The sequence below is a fragment of the Vibrio sp. R10-SF1-ISO8 genome (assembly GCF_059833805.1).
The window spans coordinates 120,265-136,133 of sequence record NZ_JCBDHL010000010.1 but is presented as its reverse complement, the minus strand read 5'-3'; the positions used below and the strand labels follow the sequence as shown (position 1 = coordinate 136,133).

General features: G+C 46.8%; 15 protein-coding genes. 3 read left to right on the top strand and 12 right to left on the bottom strand.

Annotated elements, in window-relative coordinates:
* Positions 1-53: 53 nt before the first annotated feature.
* The 4 genes from AC6R00_RS06190 to AC6R00_RS06175 all read right to left on the bottom strand — a co-directional run bounded on the left by AC6R00_RS06190 (position 54) and on the right by AC6R00_RS06175 (position 4,686).
* The gene (locus tag AC6R00_RS06190) at positions 54-1,268 is read right to left on the bottom strand and encodes an L-lactate MFS transporter (RefSeq protein WP_500639699.1); all 1,215 of its coding nucleotides are present in this window, start codon (positions 1,266-1,268) and stop codon (positions 54-56) included.
* An 88-nt stretch (positions 1,269-1,356) separates the two neighbouring features.
* A complete protein-coding gene (locus AC6R00_RS06185) occupies positions 1,357-2,313 on the bottom strand; it encodes a PfkB family carbohydrate kinase (RefSeq protein ID WP_500639698.1) in 957 nt (318 codons plus the stop codon).
* The gene (locus AC6R00_RS06180) at positions 2,303-3,325 is read right to left on the bottom strand and encodes an ADP-ribosylglycohydrolase family protein (protein ID WP_500639697.1); all 1,023 of its coding nucleotides are present in this window, start codon (positions 3,323-3,325) and stop codon (positions 2,303-2,305) included. The genes AC6R00_RS06185 and AC6R00_RS06180 overlap by 11 nt, the downstream gene beginning before the upstream one ends.
* Before the next feature lie 74 nt (positions 3,326-3,399).
* On the bottom strand, positions 3,400-4,686 hold the full coding sequence (locus tag AC6R00_RS06175; protein ID WP_004743665.1) for a nucleoside permease: 1,287 nt from the start codon (positions 4,684-4,686) through the stop codon (positions 3,400-3,402).
* A gap of 303 nt (positions 4,687-4,989) precedes the next feature.
* On the opposite strand from AC6R00_RS06175, the gene AC6R00_RS06170 reads away from it, so the two are divergent.
* The 3 genes from AC6R00_RS06170 (at position 4,990) to AC6R00_RS06160 (ending at position 6,556) form a co-directional block, all read left to right on the top strand.
* Complete coding sequence (locus tag AC6R00_RS06170) at positions 4,990-5,217, top strand: ParD-like family protein (protein ID WP_239851462.1); 228 nt, start codon at positions 4,990-4,992, stop codon at positions 5,215-5,217.
* Positions 5,207-5,989, top strand: a complete 783-nt coding sequence (gene map / locus AC6R00_RS06165) for a type I methionyl aminopeptidase (RefSeq protein WP_500639696.1) — start codon at positions 5,207-5,209, stop codon at positions 5,987-5,989. The genes AC6R00_RS06170 and map overlap by 11 nt, the downstream gene beginning before the upstream one ends.
* Positions 5,990-6,142: 153 nt before the next feature.
* Positions 6,143-6,556: a VF530 family protein gene (locus tag AC6R00_RS06160; protein ID WP_004743668.1), complete on the top strand. Its 414-nt coding sequence runs from the start codon at positions 6,143-6,145 to the stop codon at positions 6,554-6,556.
* Positions 6,557-6,624: 68 nt separating this feature from the next.
* On the opposite strand, the gene AC6R00_RS06155 is transcribed toward AC6R00_RS06160, so the two are convergent.
* From AC6R00_RS06155 to AC6R00_RS06120, 8 genes are all read right to left on the bottom strand, one after another.
* Positions 6,625-8,412, bottom strand: coding sequence for an aminopeptidase P family protein (locus tag AC6R00_RS06155; RefSeq protein ID WP_500639695.1), 1,788 nt, complete (start codon positions 8,410-8,412; stop codon positions 6,625-6,627).
* On the bottom strand, positions 8,409-9,407 hold the full coding sequence (locus AC6R00_RS06150; RefSeq protein ID WP_054961051.1) for an ABC transporter ATP-binding protein: 999 nt from the start codon (positions 9,405-9,407) through the stop codon (positions 8,409-8,411). Before AC6R00_RS06150 ends, AC6R00_RS06155 begins: the two co-directional genes overlap by 4 nt.
* Before the next feature lie 8 nt (positions 9,408-9,415).
* Positions 9,416-10,405 carry an ABC transporter ATP-binding protein gene (locus tag AC6R00_RS06145; RefSeq protein WP_500639694.1) on the bottom strand — a complete coding sequence of 330 codons (990 nt, stop codon included), beginning with the start codon at positions 10,403-10,405 and terminating at the stop codon, positions 9,416-9,418.
* A 9-nt stretch (positions 10,406-10,414) separates the two neighbouring features.
* The gene (locus AC6R00_RS06140) at positions 10,415-11,344 is read right to left on the bottom strand and encodes an ABC transporter permease subunit (RefSeq protein WP_239824078.1); all 930 of its coding nucleotides are present in this window, start codon (positions 11,342-11,344) and stop codon (positions 10,415-10,417) included.
* Between the two features lie 10 nt (positions 11,345-11,354).
* Positions 11,355-12,275 (bottom strand): oligopeptide ABC transporter permease OppB, encoded by a 921-nt coding sequence (gene oppB / locus AC6R00_RS06135; protein ID WP_171320612.1) that lies wholly within the window; start codon positions 12,273-12,275, stop codon positions 11,355-11,357.
* A 70-nt stretch (positions 12,276-12,345) separates the two neighbouring features.
* Positions 12,346-13,956, bottom strand: a complete 1,611-nt coding sequence (locus AC6R00_RS06130) for a peptide ABC transporter substrate-binding protein (protein WP_500639693.1) — start codon at positions 13,954-13,956, stop codon at positions 12,346-12,348.
* 277 nt (positions 13,957-14,233) lie between these two features.
* On the bottom strand, positions 14,234-14,998 hold the full coding sequence (locus AC6R00_RS06125) for a transcriptional regulator (RefSeq protein WP_500639692.1): 765 nt from the start codon (positions 14,996-14,998) through the stop codon (positions 14,234-14,236).
* Between the two features lie 14 nt (positions 14,999-15,012).
* Complete coding sequence (locus tag AC6R00_RS06120) at positions 15,013-15,684, bottom strand: GntR family transcriptional regulator (RefSeq protein WP_500639691.1); 672 nt, start codon at positions 15,682-15,684, stop codon at positions 15,013-15,015.
* Positions 15,685-15,869: the final 185 nt, after the last annotated feature.

The following is a 15,869-nucleotide window of genomic DNA, read 5'->3' as shown; positions in this document are numbered from 1 at the left end:
ATATGAAGAGCTGTGCAAAGGAGTGGGCGTATCCCCACTCGCTTTTTAGAGCGTTATGAGACGTGTGCGATGACAACACCTTGTGAGCGGGGTTTTACTTGCCAGACGAGTAGGCAAGCGATGAGCACGAGCCCTGCACAAATTAAGTATGAAAGGTCATAGGAGCCGAAGCTATCGATTGACCAGGCGGCGAGGACAGGGCCAATAAAACCACCCATTCCCCAAGAAGTGTAGAGAATGCCGTAGTTAGTACCGAAGTGTTTGAGTCCATAAAGATCTGCCATCACGGACGGGAAAACAGCAAGCAAAGTACCGTAGCCAATTCCTGCTAACCCGGCACCAACGATGAGAGTTAGTGACGTATCATACTGAGTAAACAGCAGCATGTTGACAGTTTGCAGTCCCATTGCCAATGCCAAGGTTTTCACTGCGCCGATTTTGTCACTGAGTAACCCTGCCGCCAAGCGGCCGCCTGAGTTGAATATTGCTAAGGCGATAACCAAATATGCACCATCGAATATATTGGCTTGATGAGTGGCGATAGAGGTGATGTTTGCGATGACCATTAACCCGGCTGCAGCAGCAAAAGCATAAGCGAACCAGAGCAGGTAAAAGGAACGTCCTGCGAGCATTTCTCTCCATGCAATATTGGTTTGAGATCTCTCGATTTTCGTGGCGTTTGTTGCTTGTCTTGCTGGTGGACTATAGTCCGCTGGTGGATTGCCGAATGAACACGCCAATGGGAAAGCAATAAGTAGTAATCCCGCTCCCAATATTTGCAAGCTAGCCGATAGACCATACTGGCTGATTAAAAAAGTCGTGAGAGGCGCAAGGTAGAGTGCGGCGAGCCCAAACGCGGTCGCGAGGACACCGTTGACCATCCCTTTCTTTGAAGGATGAAACCATTTCATCGCTGTTGGGTTAAGGCAGGCGTAAGCAAAGCCAATTCCTGTGCCTGTCAGCGCCCCAAAGCTTAAGCTGAGATTGAGTGGCGTAAGTGAAAGCCCAGATACCATCATTCCACTGCCAGCGATAAAAGTGCCAACCATCAAGATTCTTTTTGGGCCAAACTGGTCTTGAATTCTGCCCGCGACAAGCAGTGCTAACGATAAAGTCACAATGGTGATTGTATAAGGCAGGGAAGCCTCAGTATGTGTCCAACCCATTTCAATAAGGGCATTTTTAAACACACTCCATGTATATAGTACGCCGATGCACAAATTGATGCCGCATCCAGCGGCGAGAATGGTGTTCGCTCTAGATTTCATAATGTCTTGGGATTGAAAGTAGGTAAAGGATACGCTTTAAGAGGCTTAACGTATGGTTAAGCCTCGGTTACTAATCGATTTCTGAGATTTAAGCGTATTGAGATAGATAGCTTGAAAGCTGTTTAGCGTCAGGGGCGCAATCGCCGCCGGCATGGCTGACGACGTAAGATGCAACGGCATTGCCCAATAAGACTGCATCAGCAAAATCCCAGCCAGAGCTAAGACCCGCGAGTACACCGCCAGCATGGGTATCGCCAGCACCTATCGTATCAACCACTTGTGCAGCGAAAGGAGCGACAGTGCCATAAGCGTCACGATTGCTAAACAGAGCCCCATCACTGTCCGTTCGAAGGATTAAAGGGCATTGGTAACGAGAGTACCACTGTTCGACAAACTCATGGCTAACATCCATTCCCAAGTGTTGTGCCTCTTGCCGGTTCAACGAAACGATCGGCTTCAGCGCTAGAAGGCGTTCCATGATCTTAGGCTCTATATCGTTGATTCGTGGGCCGAAGTCGATAAAGAGTTGGGTACTGCTTGGCAAGGCTTCGAGCCAATCAATTATCGTTTCGCCGGATTGTGAAGCCAGTTGATAACCAGAAAGGTAGATGATGGCGTCTGCGTCTAGATTAAGCGTATCAAGCACCTGCTGATTCCAGTTATTCTCAACACCGCTGACAGAGAGAAAGGTTCGCTCGCCATCAGGCTCTACGAGTGCTAAACACCAACCGTTATCGCCGCTGTTATCTTGGAGATCAGAACTTATCCCTTTTTCTAGCATGGCGTTGCGGATCAAATCTGCCCATCGCCCTTGTCCAATAGGTAAGGCATTGGTTGAGTTAATCCCAAGTCGATTAACAGCAATAGCGATGTTCAGTGCGCATCCTCCGACATGCATGCCTTTTTCCTGCATTTCAACATCACCACCACGCTGCGGAAGTGCGGGAGTTTCAGTTACGATATCGACGACGGCTGCACCAATTAGGCATAGTTGACGCCGATTACTCAAGTTGGGTATCAGGTTGATTAGAGCATTATGAGGCATAGACTTGCTCCTTACTTTCTCTTAATACTCTGAACTTACGAGCGTACTCTTCAAAGTCGAGTTGATTTTTGTCATCGAGCTGTTTTCTAAGCATAGGGTCAATAGCCTGAATGCCATGCAAAGCGCCACAGATAGCGGTTGCCATCGCACCGATAGTGTCAGTGTCACCACCCAAGTTAGCACATAAAATCGCGCAACGGTTAGGGTCAGTTTGTGCTAACTCGACCATAGCAATCGCCGCAGGCACGGACTCTATGGTGCTTACTCCCGCGCCCACTAGGTTATAGATTTTCTCCATGCGTTCCTCTATACCTGAATGCTCGCTAGCAATATTTAACGCTAGTTCGATACGCGCTCCCATTGAAGCACTGAAAGTGGTGATGTTTTTAGTTTGAGTAGCAATAGCAATGGCTGGCAGCTGATCTTTAATGGAAGACCAACTCGTACCTTCAATGGCTTTAGAAATCGCCCATGCAATCGCGACGGCACCTGAGATAGCGACATCTGACTTATGAGTTGGGCTAGATGCCAATGCTACCTCACTGATAAAGTCGTCAAGGCTTGCTGTAGGCATCAGGCACCCCATAGGAGAGACGCGCATTGCTGCACCATTGGTTACGCCATTGTTTTCAAGTTCGCTGATCGCAACACCATCTTTAATCGCGCGCATCGCAGCTTTTGAACTAGGGCCGAAAATGTTCTTGTTGAATGCATCGAACCCTTCCGCCCACGTTAGCACGTTGCGAGCAATCACTTCAGGAACAATTTCACCATCACATTCGATAATCGCATCGGCTAGTGCTAGCGCCATATTGGTATCGTCGGTGAACTGGCATGCTTCAAAGTAGCAGGCGGCATTATTCTCTTGTGGGCCATCAAGAAAACGATCAATCCAACCAAAATGGGCTTTTACTCGACTACGTGGCCACAACTCAGACGGCATTCCCATCGAGTCACCTAATGCCTGACCATAAAAAGCACCGAGAATTTTATCTTGTTTTGTAATCGTCATTTTACTTACCAAAAATTGAGGTTGAAGAGCCTGCTCAGAAACCGTTGTGGGGCTATGTCTGAGCAGGAAATTAATTAAGCTTGTGCTTTTTGTTGGGTATTGGATTCGTCGCTTTGCGAGTCAATCTTTATCGGTTTGATCTCACCGTTTGGTTCACGGAAAAAATACATGAAAATGACTAGGATGACGGCGATCATCAGGCCACCGAATCCCCACATGCCTGCCCAGTTAAAGGTCAAACCGTCTTGTGGCGTGTCATAAGCGAACATTTTTTCCATCAATACTCCCCCGAGGCGGTAGCCTAGCAAGCTGCCGATACCTTGACATCCAAGGGTGATAAGGCCTTGAGCGGCTGTTCGCATATGCGCTGGCGCTTTCTTATCGACATAAATGTACGCCGTAACGAAGTAGAAGTCGTAACTAACCCCATGCAGTAGAATGCCCAAAAATAGCAGTGAGTATAGATACCAAGCTTCGGCGCTGCCATAGACAAAGAATCCGTAGCGAATTGCCGCAGTAAAGAGACCAAGGAGTAGTACCTTTTTAATACCAAATCGCTTGGTGAAGAAAGGCAATGCGAGCATGAAGAAGATTTCAGAGAACTGGCCTAGCGTCATCCAACCCGTGGCGTTGCTCATACCAACTTCAGTTAAGAAACCATTCGCGAAGATGTAGTAGAAAGCCAAAGGCATGCTAAACATGAAAGAGCAAACAAAGAAAGCAAGGAAGTTACGATCTTTTAGAAGCACCATGGCATCAAGACCAAGCATAACTTTTAGATTCAGCTTGCCAGTACTTTTTGGTGGTGTGTTAGGTAGTGTTAAAGCAAATACGCCAAGTAATGCTGAGCTTAGAGCCGTGATGATCAGTGGGATGTTGCTTGACGAGATATCACCATAGCCTAACCACGATGGTAAGAAGCCGATAGCGATACCAGAAGCAATCCACCCAATCGTACCCATTACACGGATGCGTGGGAAGTCGCGTTCAACGTCATCAACGTTTGAGAAAGCGATACTGTTGGTCAGTGCGATGGTCGGCATGTAAGTGAGTGAGTAACCGAGTAGCAGCGGGAAAAAGGTTGAGAACTCAGTTTGTTGTGCTGCTAGGTACATCAGTCCTGCACCTGCTAAAAGCATCACAGAAAGCACTTTCTGCGCGGGGAAAAAGCGGTCAGTAATTGAGCCAACAAGGATTGGCGACAAAATAGCGGCAATCGCAGTACACGCATAAGACCAGGCAATTTCAGTAGGAGTAAATCCATTGGTATTTAGAATTTGCCATAAGGGGACGAACCAAGCGCCCCATATAAACCATTCAATGAACATCATGAATGATAGTTTGATGTTAGTAGATTTCATTTTATGTCCTTAGGTACTGTAGGGTACACATTGATGGTATTTTAAAGTGTAATACCAATACAATACCAAGGTGGTGCTTTTGTGATCTAAATAAAATTGTCAGTAACTGAATTTTATAATTAAAGCAGTGATCTCCAGAGATGACGAATGAATGCTGAAATGCAGAAAGCTTGATTAAGCAAAGCGTTAGCCTTACAAGAAGTTGTTGTGAGACAAGGCGAGATAAAGAGGATCCGAAAATTACTTGATCCTTTAAGCGCCACATATACAATAAATATACGTTTTATATATAGAGTGTATTTGATGGGTATTGTTAAGATTTCAGACGAGTTGCATGAAGAGCTCAGAAAAGCGAGCTCTGTGATGGCGCGTTCGATCAACTCGCAGGCAGAATTCTGGATCAAGATTGGTATGCTTGCTGAGCTGCATCCTCAGCTCTCTTTCAATGACTTGGTGGCAGATTTAATGAAATCGGCAGAAGTGTCAGCGACCAATGTTTCGACGACAGAAGGCGTTGCTAATGAACAGTAATGTAGCGATTAAGTCAGAAAGCGAGATTGAATTGATGCGCACCTCCGGCAAGTTGTTGGCTAAGGTATTTCAAATGCTGGATGACTACGTGAAGCCGGGTATTTCAACTATGGACATTAATAACCGAGTTGAAGATTTTATTCTCAATGAGCTACAGGCGAGACCTGCCAGCAAAGGGCAGTATGATTACCAGTACGTGCTCAATACTTCGTTGAATGAAGTGGTTTGTCATGGTGTGCCTAAAGCGAGCCAAATCCTAAAAAGTACCGACATTATCAATCTGGATATTACGCTAGAGAAAGGTGGCTTTATCACTGACTCAAGCAAAATGTATGTGATGCCTGATGCAAACCCACTGGCGAGAAAGTTAGTGAAAGTCACTTATGAAGCAATGTGGCAGGGGATCAAGCAAGTCAAACCAGGAGCGCGTCTTGGTGATATTGGCCATGCCATCCAAAGCTATGCAGAGACTTACGGCTACAGCATAGTAAGAGAGTACTGTGGTCACGGCATTGGTCGAGAAATGCATGAAGAGCCGCAAGTGCTTCATTATGGTATTCGTGATACCGGTTTGCTGCTAAAAGAAGGCATGGTGTTTACCATTGAGCCTATGGTTAATCAAGGCACCGAGAAAACCAAGACCAAGAAAGATGGCTGGACGGTGATAACCCGCGACAAAAAACTGTCTGCTCAATCAGAGCATACTGTGTTGGTGACTAGTAGTGGATATGAAGTGCTGACTTTACGAGAAGAAGAAAGCTTACCTAGTTGATAATAAGGATAGGGAAGCTAGATTAACTCTGTTAGAATCCGCGCCACCAAGTGTTGCTGTCTTTGTTCTGCTAGTTTGACATCTACTTAGCAGGGTATGCGCAACATTGGCTATTTAACTCGCTGCAATTAGTAAGACACCTAGGATCTCAATATGATGACCGATGAAGAAAGAATTGAACTACAACAAAATAACCCTCTACACGGCCTGAAACTAGAGACTTTGCTACAAGAGTTAGTAGACTTTTATGGTTGGGATATTCTTGATACCGCAATGCGCTTCAACTGTTTCCATACCAATCCTTCGATCGCCAGCAGCGTAAAATACTTAAAGAAAACCGACTGGGCGCGAGAGAAAGTAGAAAACTTTTATCTGTACCGTTTTAAGCGTATGCCTAGAGCGTCTAGTGAAGAGTATGATTTACCTCCGCGCGCGCGTACTTTCCCACATGGCCTTAAACCAAAAGAGCCGATGGAACTGACCGTTGAATCAATATTGAATTCACAAGCAAAGGCGGCCTCGGCGCATAAAGCGCGTTCTTCGCGCGGCGGTCGTTCACGGAAATAACGCTTCAACAAAACCTATTGAATCTGCCAGATACATCATGGCGTATCTGGCAGAGTGACTTTATGAGGTTAGATCGCCTGCGTGGCTTTTTCTAACCAAATTCTTCCTTGCTCATCAAGGTCTGGTGAGAGCTTACTCCAACACTGCTGATGGTAGTGATTGAGCCATTCAATTTCACTGCTATCCAACATCGATTTATCTATCATCTTGGTCGCGATTGGTGCGAGGGTTATGGTCTCAAAGCCATAGAAAGTGCCAAATTCGTTCTCTTCTAACTCGACCACTTTCATGATGTTTTCAATCCGCACTCCATGCACACCTTCGCGGTAAACACCGGGCTCATTAGTTATCACCATACCCGGTCTAAGGGCGACTTCGGCAGGATTTTGCGAAAAATTTTGCGGCCCTTCATGAACATTCAAATATACGCCGACACCATGACCAGTACCACATTGATAGTCGATGCCATGTTGCCACAACACGCCGCGCGCCATGATATCGAGATTGGCTCCAGTCGAGCCTTTCATAAAGCGAGTTTGTGTTAGGCGTATGACAGCCTTTAGCACTAAGGTGTAGTCCTTTCTTTCTTGTGCTGAAGGGTTGCCAAAGTGGAAAGTGCGAGTGATGTCTGTGGTACCACCTGGATATTGCCCACCCGAATCGACAAGGAAGAAATGGCTCTCATCGACTTGGTAGCAGCTCGTTTCGTCTGCCGCGTAGTGCATCTTAGCGCCATGCTCAGCAAACCCCGCGATGGTTCTAAAACTTTCGCCTAAATAGCCGTCAATCTGCTTGCGGTAGCCCATTAACTGTTGTTCGGCATTTAACTCGGTGACTTTGCCACTGGGTACTTGTTCATCTAGCCATTGCATGAATTTCACGACCGCTACGCCATCTTGGCGCAAGGTCTCTTCCATACTTGCAAGTTCGGTTGAATTCTTTTGGGCTTTCATTAGCGTGACAGGGCATGGGCGGTCAATTAGACAGAGCTCAGATTTGATCTGGCTTGCTAACAGGCTGTCACAGTTTTTAGCGGTATAAATGACCCTAGCGCCTTTTTCGATAAGGTTTAACGCTGTGCTAAGGTGCTCGTAATCATGGATATGAACCTGAGATTCTTCAAGTGCGGCGACAACTTGCTGAGCGAGCTTTCGATTATCAATAAACAAACGACAACTTTGCTTATCGACAAGTAAGTAGCCCTCAGATATCGGGCAATAGGTGGTATCGCCTCCACGAATGTTAAGCGTCCACATCACGTCGTCTAGCGTTGAAATCAATAGCGCATCGGCCTTCTCATCATTAAGGTATTGACGAATCTGAGCGACTTTTTCGCCACATGTTAGCCCTGCAACTTCTATTGGATGGTTAAAAACAGGCGCTGTCGGTCGCGATGGGCGATCATGCCAAATGGGGGAAATAAGATCGTCCTCTAGTACCACTCGAATCGATTTGTCTGCGAATGCGCTAGTAAGCTCATCAAAAAACTGCTTACTGATACTGCGACCATCGACACCTACCGTCGCGTTTTTTGGCAAGGTTTGAGCTAACCATTGCGCAATTGTTGGCGTCTCGGCTAGGCGTGCTTTAAACAGCGATAAACCAGAGCCTTCGATTTGCTCGGCTCCTTGAATGTAGTAGCGTCCATCTGTCCAAAGCCCGCCGCCATCTCTGGTCACCACCACGTTGCCAGCAGAGCCTGTAAAGCCGGAAATCCATTGTCTTGCCAACCAATAATCGGCGGAGTATTCACTGGCATGCGGGTCATTATTGGTAACGATATAAGCATCAAAATTATGTTCTTGCATGCCGTCGCGTAAAGCGTTAAGTCGTTGTGGAACAGTGGTTAAAGTCATAATGGTTGGCTTCCTAGCAAAGTATGAGTACAGAAAATGTGGTGGTCTGGCAAACCACTTCGAGTCGGTTTTTGTTGGCCACATAAATCAGTGGCACTTGGGCAACGGGTACGAAACACGCATCCGCTTGGTGGATTGAGTGGGGATGGAAGATCGCCAGGCAGTAGTTGAATATCGCGATTGCGAGCGAGTGTTGGGTGAGCGATAGGAACAGCAGATAGTAAGGCTTTAGTGTATGGGTGCTGGGCGTCATCGAAAACCTTATCGTAACGCCCAACTTCCATCGGTTTACCCAAATACATCACCATGACACGATCGCTTATGTGTCTTACTACACTTAGGTCGTGGGCGATCATGACCAGTGTTAAGCCCATCTCTTGCTTTAAGTCATCAAGAAGATTAATCACCTGCGCTTGTATCGATACATCAAGGGCGCTGACAGGTTCATCGCACACCACTAAGTCGGGTTTGAGGATCAGAGCACGTGCGATGCCCACGCGTTGACATTGACCGCCCGAGAACTCGTGCGGATAGCGATTTCGCTGGCTCGCAAGTAAACCCACTTTGTCCATCATCGCGATAACGCGACTTTCTACCTCTTGGCGGCTTAAATGGGGCTCATGAGTCAGCAAGGGTTCAGCGATACATTCGGATATCGTCAAACGAGGATTCAAACAGGCAGAAGGATCTTGAAACACCATTTGAAACTCACGACGTTTTTTCGCTAGCTCTTGTTTACCAAACCCACGCATATCTTGCCCCTTCCATGAGAGCTCGCCACCTGTCGGTTCTATCAGGCGAAGCAGTGCTCGTGCTAGGGTTGATTTTCCACACCCAGATTCACCGACAATGCCTAAAGTTTCTCCGCGGAATACTTCTAAGTCGATACCATCGACGGCTTTCACCACTTTGCGTTTACTTGGCAATATGTGCTTATTGATTGCGAAGTGAACTTTTAAATCACGCGCTGAAAGTAAAACTTCTGGTTGGTTCATGTTACCTCCTAAGCTGAACGTGCAATGGATGTGATGGAAGCGGGGGCTTTGACATGGCAAGCTAACCCTTGGCTCGTAGAGAGCGCTCTAAATGGCGGCATTTGCGCACTGCACTCCGCCCGGTACTCGTTACAACGTTCTTTAAAAGGGCAGCCTTTGTTGTGAATCAGTGCACTAGGGGGATTGCCGGGAATGGTAGGCAGGCGATCCATATCTTCACTGATTGAAGGTATCGCTTTGAGAAGACCTTGTGTGTACGGGTGAGAAGGAGTCGAAAAAATTGACTCCGTATCTGCTTCTTCCATTTTGCGCCCGCCATACATGACTAAGACTCGATCACACATTTCCGCGACCACGCCCATATCATGGGTAATAAGCAGAATGGCAGTGTTGAACTCGGCTTGCAGCTCACGCAATAGAGTCAAAATTTGCGCTTGTACCGTAACATCCAGGGCGGTGGTCGGTTCATCTGCGATCAGTAGTTCAGGTTTACACAGTAGTGCTATTGCAATCATCACTCGCTGGCGCATGCCGCCGGACATTTCATGCGGATACTGCGCCATCCTTGTGGCCGCTGATGGAATCCTTACCGCATCAAGCATCGCAATGGCTTCTTTATCGGCTTCTTTACGTGACATGCCTTTGTGAATCATCAAAACTTCGGCAAGTTGCTTACCAATTTTCATAAACGGGTTAAGTGAGGTCATCGGATCTTGGAAGATCATGCCAATCTTTTCTGCACGAATATGATTGAGTTGGCTCTTTGACATCGAAAGTAGGTTTTCACCGTGGAAATTGGCCTCTCCGCTGACCAAACCGTTGTCAGCAGTTAAGCCCATCAGCGCAAAAACCGATTGGCTTTTGCCCGAGCCAGACTCGCCGACAATGCCCAAGGTTTCGCCTTTGTTTATGCTATAGGACAAATCACTGACCGCTTGCACTAAGCCATCAGGGGTTTGGAAGCGCACATTCATCTGGTTAATCGAGAGAATACTCATCACTACTCCTTAACGATCTTTTGGATCGAGTGCGTCACGCAGACCATCACCGATAAAGTTAAAACAGAACAAGGTGGCAACAAGGAAAATTGAAGGGAACACCAATTGCCAAAGGGCAACATCAATTGTTTTCGCGCCCTCAGCGATTAAGATGCCCCAACTGGTATCGGGTGGTTGAACGCCCAGCCCCAAAAAGCTTAGGAAGGATTCAAACATAATGAATCCGGGCACCATGAGAGAGGAGTAAACCATCACAATGCCCAGCACATTGGGTAACACGTGACGGCGCACTATGGTCAATCGAGACACGCCGATAGAATGGGCTGCTTCGATAAACTCCCTTTTCTTGATACTGAATGTGACACCGCGTACGACCCTAGCAATGCCGAGCCAAGAGACCATGCCGATCACAACAAAGATCAGGTAGATATTATTGCCAAATAGGGTAACGAACAGAATGACCAGAAACATAAATGGGACGGAGTCGAGCACTTCTATAATGCGCATCATAGTGCTATCAACGATGCCACCAAGATAACCAGATAAGGCTCCCCAAGCAGTTCCAATCACCACCGCGACCAGTGCGCCCATAAAGCCAACCATGATCGAAAGCCTGCCTCCCTGCATGGTGCGGGCGAAGATATCTTGGCCTAAGTCATCGGTACCAAAGTAATGCCCCGAACTGAGCGAAGGTTTGCCTAATTCATAAGGGTCAGCAACCACGTTCCAATCAATTTCATCGTGACCGAAGGCAGCAAGCTGAGGGCCGAACGTGATACACAATACGATAAACATCAGCACATAAATGGATGTCATTGCGGCACGGTTTTTACGAAAGCGAGTCCAGGCGTCTTGCCATAAGCTACGCCCTTCCACCGCTTCAACTTGAGAGCTTACTTGATCTGCTAGCTCTTGGGCGTCAATACGTTTGGTTAACATTGGTTACCTCCTAAACACGAATACGCGGGTCGATGACGGTGTAGAGAATATCGACCACCAAGTTAAACAAGATGGTAAGAGAGGCGACAATCAGGGTTATGCCCATGACTAAGCCGTAATCTCGGTTGAGTGCTCCAGAGACGAAGTGTTGCCCCATACCTCCGGTACTAAAGAAGATATCGATAATCACCGAGCCAGTGACAACGGCAACAAAGCTCGGGCCGAGCATCGCGACAATCGGTATGAGTGAAGGGCGAAGAGCGTGATGAAACAGGATGTAGCTGGTGGACAGCCCCTTTGCTTTTGCTGTGCGTATATAAGGTTGGTTGAGCGTCTCAATCATTGCGCCGCGCATGACCCTAGCGATACTTGCTACAGAGCCAATCGCCAAGCTAAGTACAGGTAAAATCAAAAACGAAGCTTGTCCGCCTTCCCATCCGCCTGCGGGTAGCCAGCCTAAATGGATAGAGAAAATAGTCACAAGCACAGGCGCCAAGACGAACGCTGGAATCACAACTCCTGTCATTGAAAGCGACATAAGTAAGTAGTCGAGTTTTCCATTGCGATTGAGCGCGGCTATGGTACCTAGAACCATGCCTAGAGGGACGGAAATACAAAAAGAAATTACGCCCAACACAGCTGAAACAGGCCATGATTGCGCGACAAGTTCGGTGACACTAAAGTCTTGATAAACGAAGCTAGGGCCAAGGTCGCCCTGTATGAAGTTCCCAATGTAGATAAAAAACTGAACAATAAAAGGTTCATTAAGGTGAAATTTGGCTTCAATATTAGCGCGTACCACTTCTGGCATCGGCCTTTCCATATCAAATGGGCCACCTGGGGCAATATGCATTAGCCAAAAAGAAACCAAGGCGATAAACAGTAATGTGGGCACTGCGATAAGCAAGCGACGGAGAATATACAGCAACATGACGCATCCTTTCGTTCAAAAAAGCCCGCTACCTACGAGGACGTCGTAAGGTGCGGGCAAACCGTCCCAATTAGTGGGCCTTTACGTAAACATTTTTGCGGTAGTATGACGACTCGGGATTGGTGCGCTCGAATCCACCGACATACTCTTTGATCAGGTATTGGTCATTGCCATTGCGATACATTGGAATGATCGCCATGTCCTCGATCAGAAGCTTCTCTGCGGCAATATATTCAGCGGAAGGGTCACTTAGGCTCTTAGACTCAGCCATCAGGCGATCATACTCTGGGTTGTTGTATTTTGAGTCGTTGTACTCGCCAGTTGAGACAAAGATATCTAACCAAGTGGATGCTTCATTGTAGTCGGCAGTCCAACCACCACGGCTGATGTTGCCCGGATCTTTAAGTGCGTAAAAGACTTTAGGTTCTAGCTGTTTGATTTCGATTTGTGCACCCAGTTTGCTCTTCCACATACCAGCCATTGCGGTCGCCATTTTCACATCTTTCGAGAAGGTAGGGACAGTGAAGGTCAGCTTAAGTGGATTGCTCTTACTGTACCCCGCATCTGCAAGCAGTGCTTTAGCTTGAGAATCTCGCTTAGCTTGATCCCAAGTTGCGAAGGTTGGCGTATGAGTTTTAAAACCATCGGTTTGCGGTGGCACCAAAGTGAACATAGGGATGCCGCCATTCTTAGCAATCGCTTTGGTAATGATGTTACGGTCAATCGCAAATGATAAAGCCTGACGAACGCGTAAATCTTTGGTTGGCCCTTTTTGTGTGTTCAAGTAGTAGAAAGTCGATCCTAATGAGGCACTGGTATCAGCGACTTGTTCTGGGTATTTCTTAAGGAGTTTGTTTTTCTGCGCCGCTGGAATCGAGAGTGCTTGATCAATTTCTCCTGCAAGGTAGCGGTTTAGTGCGACGTTAGCATCACCAATCGGTAACCAAGTAATTTTCTCTAGTACGACATTATCTGCGTCCCAGTAGTGGGCGTTTTTCGCCATTACCATCTTCTCATTGACTTTCCAACTTGAAACGGTGAACGCGCCGTTGGTCACGATGTTTTCGGGCTGTGTCCAAGCGTTGCCATGCTTTTCTACCGTTGCCTGATGAACAGGGGCGAGTACAGGGTGGCTAAGCAGTTTGATGAAAAAAGGAACGGGCTTTTCTAACGTTACCTCAAAGGTATAATCGTCAACAGCACGCACACCTAAGGTATCTGCCGATGCTTCACCCTTCATAATCTTGTTTGAGTTTTTTATGCCCGGAATCGCAGCAAACCATGCGTACGGAGAAGCGGTCTCGGGATTGATTAAGCGTTTCCAGCTATAAACGAAATCGTGCGCAGTCAAAGGCTCGCCATTTGACCATTGAGACTCACGCAGCTTAAAGGTATAGACAGTGTTGTTATCATTAGCCTGCCAACTCTCTGCGATACCTGGAATGGTTTTGCCTTGTTTATCTTGGATTGTAAGACCTTCAAACAGGTCTCGTCCTAGATTAAATGCAGGCTCTGCCGCTTGTTTTGCAGGGTCAATAGAGGTGACTTCTGCTCCGTTGTTTAACACAATCTCTTGTTTATCTGCGAGCTGTGTCCCAGCAGGAAAGGGTTTAGCTATCGCGTTGCTAGTCAGTAGCGCAGCAGCGATGGTACTTAGTGCGATCAGTTTTTTGGCTTTCATAGCTTCCTCGTTATGTCCTTATCGGAATGGCCCTTTGGCGTCACTTTGTGGGCGACGCCTACTCGAAAAACGGCACAAGAGTAAGCTTGATGTTTCACCAAAGGGATAAGAGAAATGTATATTGTATAAAATAATCAAACAACATTAATTAACATGTTTGTAACAAGGTGGCAAAAAGAGAGACCGGCAGTCTTAGAATCTGAGACTGGGTAAAAAACAAGCTATTGATGTGACAATTACTTCGCTTTGATCACAGTAAGAGCTCAGGAAGAGAGGGTTACTGGCGACGGAAGCGGGAAGAGACTTCTTTAAGCAGCTTTCCATCAATTTCAGGAATGCCGTCAGAGAAGAAAATCTGTTGTCCAGGAATGTTTCGCAGCAAGACATTCGTCAACTCGCCCGTTCCATTAGCGCTGTTGGCGGCATGCATCTCACCGATTTTCTGATCGACTTCTTTTTCTAGTTGCAGCCGTTGCTCTGCGGTTAATCGCACGCGAGCGTGGCAGACTTGTGAGAGGGTTTCATCAGCCATAGACACTTGTTCAAAGCGTCTTTTGAACAAGGTATCAAGCGCGGTGCCTTCTTCCATGATAAAGCGGCGTCCAGAACGATAAAAAATCTTATCTCCGAGATTTTCTATGTAGCCCAATACTTCTGCAATACTAAGGTAAAAACGCACGCTGGTATCAGACAACTGGTACTCCTCAGCGATTTCCTCTGGGGTTTTATTGCAAGAAGTCACTAGGTAGATGAAGTCGAGCAGGTAAGGGTGTTCAACAAACAAGGCGTTTTGTTCGTCGGATAAAAACTGTTCGTTATCGCGTTGAATTTGAATCGCGATATCTGATATGCCTTGTAAATCAGTATTAAGATGCGTGGTGTAGAGCAAGATTTTATCTAAGCCCAGCGATGGATTGTGTAATTGGCGTTTTATTGTCGATAGCGGTATCCCCGTCTTCTCGGACAATTCGCTGTAACACAAACCTTCGTCTTTAATTTTCTGGCGAATCGCCGCCAGTAAGAACTCTGGGCCTAGATGCATGGCTTTTACTCACTCTATTGATGGTTGTTACGCTCAAGCAGTAAGTCGCGTATGGCAGCACCAGCCTCAAGGATATGCTTTTTCAGCATGTACTTAGCGCCGTCAATATCGCGGTTTTGGCACATTTCGAGTAGCGCCTGATGCTCTTTATCTGCCTTTGCCGTTCCTTCGGTGAAAAGGAGCTGCATGCGAATGTAGCGGTCACACTTGGTGTTAAGGTTGTAAATTACATCCATGGTTTCTGGCATGTTAGCCGGAGCGTAAAGCGCCTTGTGAAGCTCATAGTTGTAATTGCTCCACTCTTCGACTTCGTCCCCGCGGCTTACAACATCATCGAAGCGTTCGCGAATCTCATTGGCACGCGCTAGGTCTTCATCTGTCATGTTTTGAATAGCACGCTCTAAGATGTGGCATTCAACCACTGCGCGCAGTTCAAACAGTTCATCAATTTTATCTGGTGAAAGCTCGGTTACCGTCGCACCTTTGTGGGCTTCGAAGCTCACTAGACCTTGCGCCTCAAGCTGCATTAAGGCTTCACGTACGGGAATTCGACTGACATTAAACTCTTTTGCCAACGCATCTTGACGTAATGGCTGCCCAGTTTTTAACTCGCCTTTTAAAATTTTGCTGCGGATTGCTTCTTCCACTAATTGGGTTCGAGTCTTAAAAACAGGTTTTTGCGACATCCAAGTCTCCAGTGTTTCTCTATTACTATTTTGTATTCAATATACCATTTGATTGGCGTAATGCGACTTTACAACTCAAAAACAGCTGCTTTTTGGGGGATTGGTCAATAGTTGGTGATTACATGCAAACGAGCTAAAACGAACCATTGCTCTAAGTTGTGCTGTTATTGTTTCATTTAAGTTCT

What these genes read in the sequence shown, in the direction of transcription:
- oppB (WP_171320612.1), bottom strand. Translation starts at nt 12,275, where the DNA reads ATGTTGCTGTATATTCTCCGTCGCTTGCTTATCGCAGTGCCCACATTA.
- AC6R00_RS06140 (WP_239824078.1), bottom strand. Translation starts at nt 11,344, where the DNA reads ATGTTAACCAAACGTATTGACGCCCAAGAGCTAGCAGATCAAGTAAGC.
- AC6R00_RS06120 (WP_500639691.1), bottom strand. Translation starts at nt 15,684, where the DNA reads ATGTCGCAAAAACCTGTTTTTAAGACTCGAACCCAATTAGTGGAAGAA.
- AC6R00_RS06150 (WP_054961051.1), bottom strand. Translation starts at nt 9,407, where the DNA reads ATGAACCAACCAGAAGTTTTACTTTCAGCGCGTGATTTAAAAGTTCAC.
- AC6R00_RS06190 (WP_500639699.1), bottom strand. Translation starts at nt 1,268, where the DNA reads ATGAAATCTAGAGCGAACACCATTCTCGCCGCTGGATGCGGCATCAAT.
- AC6R00_RS06145 (WP_500639694.1), bottom strand. Translation starts at nt 10,405, where the DNA reads ATGAGTATTCTCTCGATTAACCAGATGAATGTGCGCTTCCAAACCCCT.
- AC6R00_RS06130 (WP_500639693.1), bottom strand. Translation starts at nt 13,956, where the DNA reads ATGAAAGCCAAAAAACTGATCGCACTAAGTACCATCGCTGCTGCGCTA.
- map (WP_500639696.1), top strand. Translation starts at nt 5,207, where the DNA reads ATGAACAGTAATGTAGCGATTAAGTCAGAAAGCGAGATTGAATTGATG.
- AC6R00_RS06180 (WP_500639697.1), bottom strand. Translation starts at nt 3,325, where the DNA reads ATGACGATTACAAAACAAGATAAAATTCTCGGTGCTTTTTATGGTCAG.
- AC6R00_RS06170 (WP_239851462.1), top strand. Translation starts at nt 4,990, where the DNA reads ATGGGTATTGTTAAGATTTCAGACGAGTTGCATGAAGAGCTCAGAAAA.
- AC6R00_RS06160 (WP_004743668.1), top strand. Translation starts at nt 6,143, where the DNA reads ATGATGACCGATGAAGAAAGAATTGAACTACAACAAAATAACCCTCTA.
- AC6R00_RS06125 (WP_500639692.1), bottom strand. Translation starts at nt 14,998, where the DNA reads ATGCATCTAGGCCCAGAGTTCTTACTGGCGGCGATTCGCCAGAAAATT.
- AC6R00_RS06175 (WP_004743665.1), bottom strand. Translation starts at nt 4,686, where the DNA reads ATGAAATCTACTAACATCAAACTATCATTCATGATGTTCATTGAATGG.
- AC6R00_RS06155 (WP_500639695.1), bottom strand. Translation starts at nt 8,412, where the DNA reads ATGACTTTAACCACTGTTCCACAACGACTTAACGCTTTACGCGACGGC.
- AC6R00_RS06185 (WP_500639698.1), bottom strand. Translation starts at nt 2,313, where the DNA reads ATGCCTCATAATGCTCTAATCAACCTGATACCCAACTTGAGTAATCGG.